This is a genomic window from Bacillus sp. JZ105, from assembly GCF_053903125.1.
This window is the reverse complement of the sequence record NZ_CP096387.1, coordinates 1187394-1200346: the sequence shown is the minus strand read 5'-3', so window position 1 is coordinate 1200346 and position 12953 is coordinate 1187394. Positions and strand designations below refer to the sequence as shown.

Sequence of the window (12953 nt, the reverse complement as noted above, 5' to 3'; positions counted from 1 at the left end):
CTGAGCGCTAGTCTTTTATCTCGTAAGTAATTTCGCCTTCTCGTACTTACCGAGGAATGCGATTAATTCGCTGCCTGTCGTCTACTTATACGACACCCTACCGTTAGTATGTTACGTTCCTTTACGTCCTTCTACTACGTATAGCCAACTAAGCGTATGTTTCACAAGTAAATTAACGTTGCTTAGGCGTTTACATATCGTTTATATCTCCGCTGTATTAACGCTATCCCTTCCGTATGTATTAAGTACAGCGCCCTCGGCTCCGCCTCGCCCGCAAATAATAAGCCGCCGTCCTTCTATGTGTATTCTATTGCGTTATCTGCGGAACGGAGTGACGCTAGGTCTTTCCCTAAGAATAAGACAACGTTAACGCCTAAAAACGGCTGTATCCCACGTGGCTCTAAGCGTCAAGGCGGTTTTGGCGTGTTCTGTTTTCGCCACACTGAAAGGCCGTTTTGTTCTGTTTTCGCCACACTGAATCCTTGTATCACGAACATCACACGGCGAAGTACCCCCTTCTATACGTGAACCTATACCCTTCACCACATGAATCCTTAGCGCTTCAAATAAGGTTGAAACGTCGATCCATCTTATCGCAATTTGCGATATCATAAACAAAATCACACGAAATTAAACCGTTCAGGCCTTCCGAGTATATTAAGTCCCGCCAGCCCCAAAAACGTCTATTTTCGTGCAATTTCATTGCTTTAAAGATACGGAACGAAGGCGCGTTCCAATTCAATCAGTTCGCGATGTAACTTGCTTCTTTCTTTATGACGCTTGCTATTCTCGAAGCAAAGTTCGGACAGCTTTTCCGCATATTCAACCAACACCGCGGAATCTTTTTCACCGATCTGCGCACGTTTAGTCATAGCGATTTCGAGACTCGTTTGCGCGAAAGTTACTTCCACGTCCACCCACTGACTGTATAGACGATCGTATTCATCTTTCAGTCCGCAAAGAATGGTCGATCTAACTAATTCGCACGCACTGCGGTTGCTCCCAGGTAGTTTTCCGATCTCATAAACGCCGATGATTGCACCATTTGTTGCGATGATAAGACGCGTATTAGTCGGGTAGTGGTCGTAAACTGCTTCAGATCGGTTCGTTGAATCAAACGTATATACTTTGACGGCTTGGTGCGCGCGTCCGATTAGTTCGTTAGCTGCGTTCTCTTTCGATAGTCCAAAAATTCGTACTGCCTCTGCGATTGTTTTATTAGTTACATGAAAAATTTTTTTCATTTTTTCAACCTCTTATTTTCCTTATCCATATTTACTTTCAAAATTTCCTGCAACAATTCAATAACAGTCATTTTCATGATTCTATCGATATCAATAGGTAGATCCTCCGGAACATTAATCCCAGCTATTTCATGACTATTGGAACCAATTTCAATAGCTCCATCTTCACGAACATAGGGTTTAATTAATTCAATAAAGCCACCCCCAGCACTGAAAACAATTCCATTTGCTAAATCTACAATCTCAACTGCTTCTACAAATATTTCCGGATCATACTCATCAGGATGAATAACAAAATCAATTATTTTCTTTTCATATTTATTTTCTTCAAATTTTAACTGCATTGATAACTCCCCTTTTTACATTTGTTACGCTAACGCGTACCACTAATACCTGAATTATATGGTACGCTTATACGTACAGTCAAGAGATTATTTTATTTAAGGAGACTAATTATGAAAATCGTTAAAGTTAAAATTGAGGAGATTTTAGAAAAGGAAAAGTTATCTCTTAGAGCATTTGCAGATAAATGTGGAATTAGACACGCAGCGTTAAGCGAACTAATGAATGGAAAAAGGCAAAATATTAATTTTGGCCATATTGAAAAAATCGCGAATACGTTTGGTATAGAAGATATAAACAAAATTATTACTTTAGAAGAAAAATAGGAAAAATACTCTTAAGAATAAGCTTTGATGATAGAAAACAAAATAAATTTACGAACTGTTTGAAATATTGTAACCGTGACTATCCTTTCCGTATGTATTTAAGTACAGCGCCCTCGGCTCCGCCTCGCCCGCAAATATACACTCATTATACATGTTGCGTATATGTGAGACGTAGCGTAGCGGAGGATCACTAGGTTTTAGATTTAGAAGATAAGAAGTAATTTCCGTCCTCAAAACGCTGTATCCCACGTGGCTCTAAGCGTCAACCCCGTTTTCGCTTGTACGAATAAAGTCGTACTTTTGGCGATTTTGTACGAATGAAGTCGTATTGATTATCAGTTAAATCGACGTAATTGAGAATGAGCGCCTCCCAACCCGTACTGCCTACGAATAACCTTCGTATCTTTATACACAAATACCCATATCAATACGTTCAGTGTGGCGAAAACAGAACACGAAAAAGAGACGCTCGCCCTGAACGTCCCTACTTTTCGTCTGTGTCGTCCTCTATTTCGAACAGGTCTTCGTACTTCCATCCGCCTGCTTTCATTAACGCAACGACCTGCCAATCTTCGTGCCGCCCATTCGAATCGAACCGCGAGATAGAACCTTGCGGAACGCCTGACGCTTCGGACAGTCTTGTTTGCGTCCAGCCATCCGCCTTCATTAGTTCCTTTAGACGCGGCCTTACGTTTATGCGCTTGCTCATCCGCACCACCTCCGTATTTATATCGTCGGAATGTTAATACATGGAGCTATTTACAGAATTTTTCGAACGAAATTTACTCTTTTTCTTTTTGTTTCCTAGCGTGGACTTGCTCAAATGTTTTTAACATTGAACTGGCAATACTTCTGTCTTTTCTGTCTTGATCCAATATTTTTAATAACCATAAAATTGACCCGGTTACGATAATAAAACCTAACAATGTAATTTGAATAACTTCAAGTTGCAAAGAAAGGAATGTACCAAACAAAGGAATAATAACGGGTAAATATCTTCTATTCGGGTCTTTATTATTATCAATATAAGAAAATCTAGATATTGCAAATTCTATACATTCGATATCCAAATCATGAAGAGTAGCTATGCTTTTCTTATAGTACTCCTTATTTTTACCATGTTTAAATTCTTCAAGAAAATATGGTAGCAACTTTTTTTCTGGATAAGTGTAGATCACTTCTTCTAACTCTATTAATTTCTTTGAATAAATTTCATTATCTAATTTCTTTATTTTTTCATTTTGTTTTTTATTTGCACGATTCTTTTTTTTAACCAACTCCACTCACTCCTCGACTTTATTATCGGACATGAATAATAATGTTGAGGTAAATGCAAAATTTGTCGAACGATTTTAATCAATTAAAAATTTATTACAAAGTCTTTCAAATAATCCGTATTGTTCTTAATAGACTTTTAACCTATAATAATAAAAAAGGAGGCAAAAAATGGGTATAATACCGAAATTTATTGACGAAGCAGCTAGTAAACCAGCACAGGTAGTTGGTGAAACATTAAAGGATATATGGCAATTAGGTATCGGGAGTCACGTAGCACTTTGGGCTAAGAAGCAAGAACACCGTCACAATCTAAATTTAGAAGATTATGTTGATAGAATCCAAAATAAAACTCAGAATATCCCTGAGGAGTTTCTCAGAGAACCGCAATTAAATATAGTAGGTCCTGCTTTGGAGGCATCAAAGTACTATATTGATTCAGAGCTTCTAAGGGAAATGTTCGCAAATCTAATTTCCTCAAGTGTAGATCAAAGAAAATACTCAAAAACTCATCCGTCATTTGTAGAGATAATCAAACAATTATCACCGTTGGATGCAGAAATCTTAACATTTTTACAGCAAAAGGATTACACTCCTATTATAAGCCTCGAAGGTGTCGACTCAAGCGACCTATATTTTATGATTCAGCAACACATATTGGATTTACCGGATAAATCCAATTATAAAAGCCATGTTTCTTCAATCTCTAATTTACAAAGATTAGGTTTAGTTGAATTTAATTATTTGCAATACATCACTACTGAGGGAGTTTATGATTACATTGAAGCTCACCCTGTCCTTGAATTAGTTAAACAGCAAATAAGTAAACATAATATTTCTAACCCCAATTCTAAAATTGAAATTAAAAAAAAGTATGGTTTTTGCATAAAAACACCTCTATGTGAAGATTTTTTAGAGATATGTTTATAGTTTAAAGGATCGGGGAGCTTATTGATCCTCCCCACCCTACCTCCCATTTTATTCTGTATTTTAAGTGATTTCAAATGCGTTTGAAGTTTAAAATTACAAAAAATATGTTTCCGTCTTCGTCTGGGAATAGCGGAATCTCTTTTGGATAGACGTACTGTACGCACGCAACAAGACGCCATGATCCGTATTGAATCGTCCATCCTAATAAAGTTTCGACCGGTTCAGACTTCGGCTCAGACTTTCCGTACAGCTGCGGCAGATTATCGCCTAGATATTCTCGTAGCTTTTCGCTTGCACCTTCCGTAAGATAAGCATTGGCCGCGATTTGAATGCAGCCGTCAGTATCTAGCGTCACGTTAGCGCCTCCCTCGTGTTATTAAACGCAGATTCCATAAAAAACAAAGCGTCAGAAGCCGTTTTACAGGCTACGCGACCTACGATATATTTCAGCCGATCAAAATCGAATCGATACGACAATTTGAAACTTACGTCAGTTGGGACGATTTTATAGCGACTCATTTGTACGACTCCTCTCCATTTGATTTAGCGTATTAATCCTCTACATCTTCGGATAGCCACGACCGATCGAATCGCAATAGGTATACGATTAACCCCCCGAGTTTAAAAAATTGTGCGTAAGTTTTGTTCACTAGATCCGGCGATTTTGGACGGGGCGCTTGGGGGCGGACGGCTCTTTCCTTCGTTCCATCGAGAAAATGAATAAAATATACATAAAAACGAATAATGAACGTAACAGAATCACCTTTTGTTACATTCGCGAGCGTACAAAAGCATTGATATGACATCGTTTGTCACGTTCTTATCTTCGCAATGACTACTATTGTTTTTATGCAACGTATAAACCGCGCCACGCCGGTATGCTCCCCGATGCCCTATGCCGGCCCGACTGTATAAGATCATGCATAAACGGTTCATCTTCGTATGTTACACATCGATACGTACACACACCGGTAAGGCGTCCTATGCCCGTAACCTATCGTCACATAAACGTTGATAGGACGCGGCTTGACGCCTCTTTATGTCACAGTGTGCCGACCATTATGCGCAGCCCCTAAAATCCGTAATACAGTAACATGGCGCAACCCCCTGAGTTTTAGGCGGCCTTGTCCGCGGGAGGCGCTTGCTTGGTGTTTTATATCTCGATAGCCTCGTATGCTGCGTCAATCTCATCCGCAGTTATGCCGATATACTTCAACGTTTGAGCCTCCGAACTATGGCCGAATACTTTCATAATCCGCGTAATGTTTATACCTTTCGAATAAAGCTGATACCCGAATGTTTTACGTAGTGTGTGCGTACCTATATCGATATTTATTCCGGCTCTTACGGCTGCCGCATTTAAGACACGGTATGCCTGAACGCGACTAATCGGTTTATTAATACCTTTGCGCGACTGAAATACATACGAATCATCGTCTCCGTCTAACTTCTGCGCCAGCTTAACGACCGTAGTTGACAACTTAATATCGCGAGTCTTACCCGTCTTACCTTCCTTGATAGCTAAATGCGACTGTCCTCGAAGATCACCGACTCTTATCGTTAGCAAGTCAGATATACGGAGGCCTAGCGATACGCCAAGTACGAACATAACTAGATCGCGGCCGTGAAGTGCCTTCTTCATTCGTTCTATATCTCGTTTATTTTTGATTGCGTCAACTGTATTCGCCATTCTCATGCGCCCCTTTCGATTTCCATGCGGTAAAGATTATCGAACAGATTCGTTAATATCCCACTATAATAACCGACAATATTTCGTATATGCTTCCGTTTAACGCCAATAAAAGCGATACGAAGCGCATTCAAGCCGATTTCATCTAGCAAAGACTTATCGTATGCGGATTTAAGGGCGGACGTCTGCGCCAAGTACACGCCATATAGACGGCTTGTTAGACGACGATCGGTTACAAAACAATCAATGACATTTCTGAACGCAGCATACGTATTACTAAGTAATTTATTTTTGCTTTTAAGAATAACGGCTTCGTCTTCGGATTTTGGACGATCCGCCTTAGACTCCGTAGGCTTGTCCGCCTCTTGGCGGAGTTGCATTTGCGCAGTAGCACTAGAAGGCGCAGGCGTTAGGATGACGTACATATTTGCGCCGTTACCTCCGCTAACTGGGCGGTATTTTAATTCTTTACGAATAATGCCGAGAGTTTCTAGGCGCTTGATCGCGCGGATAATTGTAGTACGGTGCTTTCCGATAAGTGTCGCTATGGAATCAATCTTCAGCCACGCAACGCCTGGCGTTTTGACTGCGTGACGCGATAGCACCTTTAAGACGTCTATGGCTGACGGTGATAGATTGGATTTATTACGGTAGATGTGCGTGCGGATGGCGCCGTTCAGATCGTCAATTGAACGGAACTGTGCCATTTTTGCGGATTCTTTCGTGTACATTTTCGTCTCTCCCTTTAGGAGAACGCAGACCATTTCGAAATTAAAGCGCACTTAAATAAGCGTTTGACTCGTACGCTTTTTTTCCGATATAATGGAAGCAGGGTTAGGGCGTTCCACTTACCGGATTTTATTCGGTTGGTGAGCGTTCTTTTTTTTGTGTATTTTTATATAAGTATTTTTCTTGGCTTCGCTTGCGCTTTTATGACCGAGTTCATGACGGTGTTTTTCGCATGTGCTTTTTTGATAGAATCATCGGATACGTGCGTATATCTTTGAATCATCCGCAAATCTAAATGTCCAAGAAGTTTTTGTAGCATCCGACTATCCCCGCCATTCTCTAGGAATCTAGTAGCCGCCGTATGTCTGAAAAGATGAGGATGTATGCGTTTCTCTATGTGGGCTTCTTTTGCATATTCTACGAGTCTCTTTCTAAAATGATCGCGCCCTAAGCGCTCTCCATAGTTTGTGAGGAATACGTACTCACTGTTGAAATCTTCAATCTCCTCGATAAGTTCCCGTACTAACCGCATCGTAGAAGGCAGCAGCGGCAAAAAGCGCGCTTTTCTATTCTTTGCTATGGCTCCTCTGATCACCAAAACATTCGTTTTAAAATCGAAGTCACTTTTTTTGACATGAGTTACCTCACCTATACGCATCATCCCGTCTAGCAAAACATTCATTAAAACATAATCTCGGAAACCTGCGTAACTTTCGCGATCAGGCGCCTTTAGTAATCTACCGAGTTCGACCGATTCTAGTATGACAATAGGCTCTTCAATTTCTTTCACGTTTTTGATGCCTTTCATAACGTTTTCAATTACGATTCCTTCGTTTTCCAACGTACTATACATGACTCGCAACGTCTTTAGTCTAGTATTGATTGTACTATCCGCAAGCCCGACCTTTCTGTTCTCATCCGATAAGTATTCGTTTCCTTTAAATTGCCGCCAATTCAGCCGCATAAAATTTATGTAGTGCCGTATTAAATCGCGGTCAATTTCTTTATTAGAATGCCGTATTCCAAATTCGTCTAAAAACGTTATTAACGACTTAAAATTATCGCGATACTGCTGCAAAGTACTAGGCGCACGTCCCTCGGCTTCTTTTATCGTCATAAACGTTTCGAACAGTACGGATAAGTCATCGGAATGACGCGCGCCCCTCATGCGTTTGTTTTTAACTTTCTTTCCGCTACGAATATTAACCATTAAAAAACGACCCCCTTTCTTTTCAGAACGAGAGTCGATAACGCGGGGAACTACCCTGTATAAAAATTACGGGTAAGTCAGACGGTAAGTCAGCGCAAATAAAAAAAGCGGCAGAAATACCGTTATAACAACGATTTTCTACCGCAAGGGTTTCAACGATGATTCCGACTGGGCTCGAACCAGCGACCTCTACCCTGTCAAGGTAGCGCTCTCCCAGCTGAGCTACGGAATCGGGTTATGTATCAGTTCTGGGCTTTCTGTTACTGACAGTCTCTATTATATAACCATAATAATAAAGCGTCAATGGTTTTGTTCAAAAAAGGTCAAAAAGCCGGCGGCTGTGCCGGCTTTTTTCTCTCCTTCTTTATGATTGGTTCACAAGGACGGGCTTTAGTTGATCGAGTGCTTGTTTGAAGTCGCGTTTGAGGTCTTCTCCGTTTTCAACTCCGACACTTAAACGAAGCAGCCCATCTGTAATCCCTCTTTTTTCTCTTTCTTCTTTTGGCATAGCCGCATGTGACATTTTGGCTGGATATGACAGAATCGATTCAACGGCGCCGAGGCTGACGGCGAATACAGGTAATGTGACAGCATCCACCAATTTTTTGACTGCCGATTGGTTTTCTAGTTCAAATGAGAGAACCGCTCCTGCTCCGCTTGCTTGCTTGCGCTGAATATCTGCCCCAGGATGATCGTCTAAGCCTGGATAGTATACTTTTTTCACCGCAGGATGTTCTTTTAGAAATGAAGCTAGTTCGAAGGCCGTTTGGCTTGCTTTTTCTAATCTCACCTGAAGGGTTTTTAACCCTCTTAACACAAGCCAGCAGTCCTGCACGCCAAGGACCGCACCGAAGGAGTTTTGCAGCGAATAAAGTTCCTCTCCCAGCTTCTCATCTTTCACCACGGCTAAGCCTGACAGCACATCACTGTGGCCGCTTAAAAATTTCGTTGCGCTGTGCAGAACAACGTCAACACCAAGGTCAAGCGGACGCTGAAGCGCAGGGGTTAAAAACGTATTATCTAAGAAAGTCAGACAGTCATGCTCTTTCGCAATCTGTACGACACCTTTAATATCTGTAATCCCTAGTGTTGGATTTGACGGTGTTTCCATGTAAATGACTTTTGTATTTGATTGAATGCCTCTTTTGACTTCATTCAAATCGGTCATGTCCACGAAGGTATGCTCAATTCCAAATCTTGAAAGAACTTGGGTGATCATGCGGAAAGTCCCGCCGTACACATCTCTTGTGACAAGGACGTGATCTCCCTTTGATAATAGAAGAAAAGCGGTTGAAATGGCTGCCATGCCTGATGCAAAGGCAAGCCCTCTCGTTCCTCCTTCCAGCGCTGCAATCGTATCCTCTAATGCTTGACGTGTCGGAGTTCCCGATCTGGAGTAGTCATATTGGCCGAATTCATCGAAGCTGCTTTGATGAAATGTGGATGCATGCTGAATCGGTACACTGACTGCACCTGTTGAACGGTCTGTTTTAAACGCATTATGAACGAGTTGTGTTTCGAGTGTCCAATCGTGTGTCGTCATTTGGCGTGTACCTCCTCTTTTACTTGTGATAGTGCCTGTTTCAGGTCTGCTTTCAAGTCATCTACATGCTCGATGCCAACAGAGAAACGGAGCAGCTTGTTACATACACCGTTTGCAATGCGAATTTCTTCTGGAATGTCCATGTGCGTTTGTGTTGCAGGATACGTAATGAAGCTTTCGACTCCGCCAAGGCTTTCAGCAAAACAAATCGTTTTTAGCTGCTTTAAAAATGGATTGACCCAGTCCTCTTTGGCTACTCGGAATGACAGCATGCCTCCCTTTCCTGGATAAAGCACATCTTGAATTTCTGGCTGTTTCTTTAAAAACTCAGCCAGCTCCTTCGCATTTGCCTCGTGCTGGCGCATTCTAAGAGCCAGTGTTTTCATTCCTCTCATTAAAAGCCATGAATCAAATGGTGATAGAACCGCTCCAATCGCGTTTTGATGCTGGAACATGTCTTCAGACAGCTGCTCTCCTTTTGTGACGACAAGCCCGGCAAGAACGTCATTATGTCCGCCTAAATATTTGGTTGCGCTATGAATGACAATGTCCGCTCCAAGCGTAATCGGCTTTTGCAAGACTGGTGTGTAAAAAGTATTATCGACAATCACCAAAGCGTCATGTTCTTTTGCAATCTTCGCTATTTTTTGAATATCTGCTTCCTGCATCAGTGGATTTGTCGGTGTTTCAATAAAGACCGCTTTTGTGTTTGGCGTGATTTTAGAGCGTAAACAGTCTTCATCTGAAAAATCATCATAAAGAAAACGCAGGCCGTACTTTTTCCATTCGTTTTCAAACAAACGGTATGTACCGCCATATAGGTCTGAAGAGACGATGAGTTCATCTCCGCTTTCAAATAGAGCCATGATCGTTTGGATTGCCGCCATTCCCGAACTGAAGGCAAAACCGGCCGTCCCTTCTTCGAGTAAAGCAATTGCATCCTCTACAAGCTGTCTTGTTGGATTTTTCGTTCGAATGTAATCAAATCCTGTAGATTCCCCTATACCTCTATGTCTATATGCTGTCGAAAGATAAACGGGAGGACTGACAGTGCCAGTCACCTCTTCGCTACGGTTTCCAATCTGCGCTAATTTCGTTTCCACATGTTCTGTCATTTGACACCATCCTAAGTAAAAATCTGATTTCAAAACAGAAAACCCCTTCTTCATAAGAAGAAGGGGTTTAATCGCTTCCTCTTATCTTCCAAGCAAAAAAGCTGCTTGCTGGATTTAGCACCTTGGTACATCACATGAAGTGATGCATACCGGTTGCTGAGGTTTCAAAGGGCCAGTCCCTCCACCTCTCACGATAAGAATGTGTTGTCTGTCTGTTCTAATTCTTAATACTGTAACCCATTAAATCTCATTTTTCAAGGGGAAATGTCATGATTAATTAAAATTTTCTGTATTTTATAACAGAATCGATATTATACGGTTTGATTGCATGTTAGCATATAGGAACAACGCTGTTTTTCATGTTACAATGAATGGAAACGTTTCACTTTATGATGAATTTGGTTAGCTGGAGGAATGGATTATGGTGAAGAAAACAGGAATCATTCAAGAAGAAACCATACAGTCAAAAGAACTTGGGGCGGACATGACCATTTTGATCTATTTGCCAGTCAATTACTCCCCCCTTTATACATATCATGTCATCATTGCCCAGGATGGTCATGATTATTTCCGCCTAGGCAAAATAGGCAGACAGGCAGAAGAATTGATGCAAAACAAAGAAATGGAACGCTCGATTATCATTGGTATTCCTTATGAAAATGTCACGGAAAGACGGAACACGTATCATCCAGAAGGTACAAAGTTTGAAGCGTATAAACGTTTTTTAGCAAATGAACTGGTTCCTTATATTGATGAACACTATCCAACCTATCAAATTGGATCAGGACGTACGTTTATTGGTGATTCACTGGGTGCGACGATTTCTCTCATGACAGCCATTGATTATCCTTCTTTATTCGGCGGGCTGATTTTACAGTCCCCTTACGTTGACGAGTCGGTTATAGAAGCTGTCAAACAGTCGTCAGCCCTTTCTCATTATGCCATTATCCATCAAATTGGACGGGAAGAAACCGCTGTAAAAACAACAGATGGCCAGGTGCTTGATTTTGTTCAGCCGAACGAAGATTTAAAGGCCCTTCTTGAACAATCTGGTGCGGATTATTTATTTGAGACATTCGAAGGGGATCATAAATGGACGTTTTGGCAGCCGCTCATTTCGCCTTCGTTAAAAAGAATGCTCCCATATTCGTTAATCAACTGAATTTTGTTATAATAAACAATAATAAATACTTTCTTATTCAGGAGGGAACATGATGAAATACGGAGTTGTTATATTTCCATCAAAAAAATTACAAGATATTGCGAACTCTTACCGGAAGCGTTATGATCCGAACTATGCACTCATACCGCCTCATTTAACATTAAGAACACCTTTTGAATTAACGGATCTAGAAGCGGCTGAGGTCGTCTCAACGTTAAGAGATTATGCAAAAAATGCTTCTCCTATTACGTTACGTATTAAAAAATTCAGTTCATTCGCTCCTGTAAACAACGTCATTTATATGAAAGTAGAACCGAACGAGGACATCATGGCGCTCAATGAAAGATTGTATGCAGATCCACTTGCTGGTACACCTGAATATGCCTTTGTTCCGCATGTGACAGTCGCTCAAAAACTATCCGATGATGAGCATTCAGACGTACTTGGCACATTAAAGCTGAGAAAAATTGACCATGAAGAAACAGTGGATCGCTTCCACCTTTTATATCAATTAGAGAACGGATCTTGGACCGTCTATGAAACATTTATTTTAGGAGAAGAGGGTTAAAGACATTTGAAAACAGTCATCGCAACAGAACAAACACAACGAGAAGATGCATACTATGTTCGAAAAGAAGTATTCGTCAAAGAACAAGAAGTTCCAGTAGAGATCGAAATAGATGAACTAGAAGACAAAGCCACCCATTTTGTCATTTACAATGATGATAAAAAGCCTCAGGCGGCCGCTAGACTGCGGATCATTGAGGGATCAAAGGCAAAGCTTGAACGCATTTGTGTGTTAAAAGAGGCGCGCTCCTTCGGCCTTGGCCACAAACTATTAGAGGCGCTAGAAACAGAAGCGATTGCTAATGGAGCAAAAGAAGCGGTTATGCACGCCCAAGTCCAAGCTCTTCCTTTCTACGAAAAGAAAGGCTACAAAGCGGTTTCTGAACCGTTTGAAGAAGCAGGAATCACACATGTCAAAATGACAAAAACACTGTCTGTTTGACCAAAAGAAAAGCCAGAGCATTCAAGATGCTCTGGCTTTTTCTTTTTCATTATCGTTCGCCACAGGAAGAAAGCGCAATCATTTATATATACGTATTGATATGAATGCCCTTGCCTTCCTCCATAAACATATCTCGTACAAAGCGTTCCCGCTTTTTTTGCTGTACTTTCGTTTCCGCTTCTGTCACTAACTCCTCTTTTTTCTCCAGCTCTCTGTATATCTTGTCATGAAAGGTGCGAGTAACCTTTGTTACTTTCGCATAGTCTTCTTTATCCTGAGGAGCTGGACGATTGATATATTGAAAATACAGATCCGGCTGAATCGGGGCTATATATCCCATCAAGAACGCCTCCTTTGCTTCTCTTCTATTCTACTATT

Annotated in this window: 16 protein-coding genes, 1 tRNA gene and 1 riboswitch; of the genes, 5 read left to right on the top strand and 12 right to left on the bottom strand. The window is 41.1% G+C overall.

Going from position 1 to position 12953, the window contains the following annotated elements:
* Positions 1-707: 707 nt before the first annotated feature.
* Positions 708-1244, bottom strand: coding sequence for a hypothetical protein (locus M1D81_RS06005; RefSeq protein WP_456265325.1), 537 nt, complete (start codon positions 1242-1244; stop codon positions 708-710).
* Complete coding sequence (locus M1D81_RS06000) at positions 1241-1588, bottom strand: hypothetical protein (RefSeq protein WP_456265326.1); 348 nt, start codon at positions 1586-1588, stop codon at positions 1241-1243. The genes M1D81_RS06005 and M1D81_RS06000 overlap by 4 nt, the downstream gene beginning before the upstream one ends.
* 111 nt (positions 1589-1699) lie before the next feature.
* Between M1D81_RS06000 and M1D81_RS05995 the strand changes: the two genes are divergently transcribed.
* Complete coding sequence (locus M1D81_RS05995) at positions 1700-1912, top strand: helix-turn-helix domain-containing protein (protein ID WP_180275517.1); 213 nt, start codon at positions 1700-1702, stop codon at positions 1910-1912.
* A gap of 484 nt (positions 1913-2396) precedes the next feature.
* On the opposite strand, the gene M1D81_RS05990 is transcribed toward M1D81_RS05995, so the two are convergent.
* Complete coding sequence (locus M1D81_RS05990) at positions 2397-2621, bottom strand: helix-turn-helix domain-containing protein (protein WP_456265327.1); 225 nt, start codon at positions 2619-2621, stop codon at positions 2397-2399.
* Between the two features lie 73 nt (positions 2622-2694).
* Positions 2695-3189 carry a hypothetical protein gene (locus M1D81_RS05985; RefSeq protein WP_456265328.1) on the bottom strand — a complete coding sequence of 165 codons (495 nt, stop codon included), beginning with the start codon at positions 3187-3189 and terminating at the stop codon, positions 2695-2697.
* Positions 3190-3358: 169 nt separating this feature from the next.
* Here M1D81_RS05985 and M1D81_RS05980 point away from each other — a divergent pair, with 169 nt between their 5' ends.
* Positions 3359-4117 (top strand): DUF4393 domain-containing protein, encoded by a 759-nt coding sequence (locus tag M1D81_RS05980; protein WP_456265329.1) that lies wholly within the window; start codon positions 3359-3361, stop codon positions 4115-4117.
* Between the two features lie 70 nt (positions 4118-4187).
* On the opposite strand, the gene M1D81_RS05975 is transcribed toward M1D81_RS05980, so the two are convergent.
* From M1D81_RS05975 to M1D81_RS05945, 7 genes are all read right to left on the bottom strand, one after another.
* On the bottom strand, positions 4188-4472 hold the full coding sequence (locus tag M1D81_RS05975) for a hypothetical protein (RefSeq protein ID WP_456265330.1): 285 nt from the start codon (positions 4470-4472) through the stop codon (positions 4188-4190).
* A 798-nt stretch (positions 4473-5270) separates the two neighbouring features.
* Positions 5271-5807, bottom strand: a complete 537-nt coding sequence (locus tag M1D81_RS05970) for a site-specific integrase (protein WP_456265331.1) — start codon at positions 5805-5807, stop codon at positions 5271-5273.
* A 2-nt stretch (positions 5808-5809) separates the two neighbouring features.
* Positions 5810-6538 (bottom strand): helix-turn-helix domain-containing protein, encoded by a 729-nt coding sequence (locus M1D81_RS05965; RefSeq protein ID WP_456265332.1) that lies wholly within the window; start codon positions 6536-6538, stop codon positions 5810-5812.
* A 164-nt stretch (positions 6539-6702) separates the two neighbouring features.
* Positions 6703-7746, bottom strand: coding sequence for a tyrosine-type recombinase/integrase (locus M1D81_RS05960; protein ID WP_456265333.1), 1044 nt, complete (start codon positions 7744-7746; stop codon positions 6703-6705).
* A 159-nt stretch (positions 7747-7905) separates the two neighbouring features.
* Positions 7906-7978 (bottom strand) — tRNA-Val (locus tag M1D81_RS05955).
* Between the two features lie 132 nt (positions 7979-8110).
* Positions 8111-9289 (bottom strand): cystathionine beta-lyase, encoded by a 1179-nt coding sequence (metC, locus tag M1D81_RS05950; protein WP_456265334.1) that lies wholly within the window; start codon positions 9287-9289, stop codon positions 8111-8113.
* Positions 9286-10404: a methionine biosynthesis PLP-dependent protein gene (locus tag M1D81_RS05945; RefSeq protein WP_456265335.1), complete on the bottom strand. Its 1119-nt coding sequence runs from the start codon at positions 10402-10404 to the stop codon at positions 9286-9288. Before M1D81_RS05945 ends, metC begins: the two co-directional genes overlap by 4 nt.
* Before the next feature lie 78 nt (positions 10405-10482).
* Positions 10483-10604: riboswitch (SAM riboswitch) on the bottom strand.
* Positions 10605-10825: 221 nt separating this feature from the next.
* Here M1D81_RS05945 and M1D81_RS05940 point away from each other — a divergent pair.
* From M1D81_RS05940 to M1D81_RS05930, 3 genes are read left to right on the top strand one after another with little or no spacing between them, the layout of a single operon-like run.
* On the top strand, positions 10826-11566 hold the full coding sequence (locus M1D81_RS05940) for an alpha/beta hydrolase (RefSeq protein ID WP_456265336.1): 741 nt from the start codon (positions 10826-10828) through the stop codon (positions 11564-11566).
* A gap of 52 nt (positions 11567-11618) precedes the next feature.
* Complete coding sequence (locus M1D81_RS05935; RefSeq protein ID WP_024426454.1) at positions 11619-12134, top strand: YjcG family protein; 516 nt, start codon at positions 11619-11621, stop codon at positions 12132-12134.
* A gap of 6 nt (positions 12135-12140) precedes the next feature.
* Positions 12141-12575 carry a GNAT family N-acetyltransferase gene (locus M1D81_RS05930; RefSeq protein WP_024426455.1) on the top strand — a complete coding sequence of 145 codons (435 nt, stop codon included), beginning with the start codon at positions 12141-12143 and terminating at the stop codon, positions 12573-12575.
* A gap of 82 nt (positions 12576-12657) precedes the next feature.
* Here the strand turns inward: M1D81_RS05930 and M1D81_RS05925 are convergent, their stop codons facing one another.
* Positions 12658-12915, bottom strand: a complete 258-nt coding sequence (locus tag M1D81_RS05925) for a hypothetical protein (RefSeq protein ID WP_400618511.1) — start codon at positions 12913-12915, stop codon at positions 12658-12660.
* Positions 12916-12953: the final 38 nt, after the last annotated feature.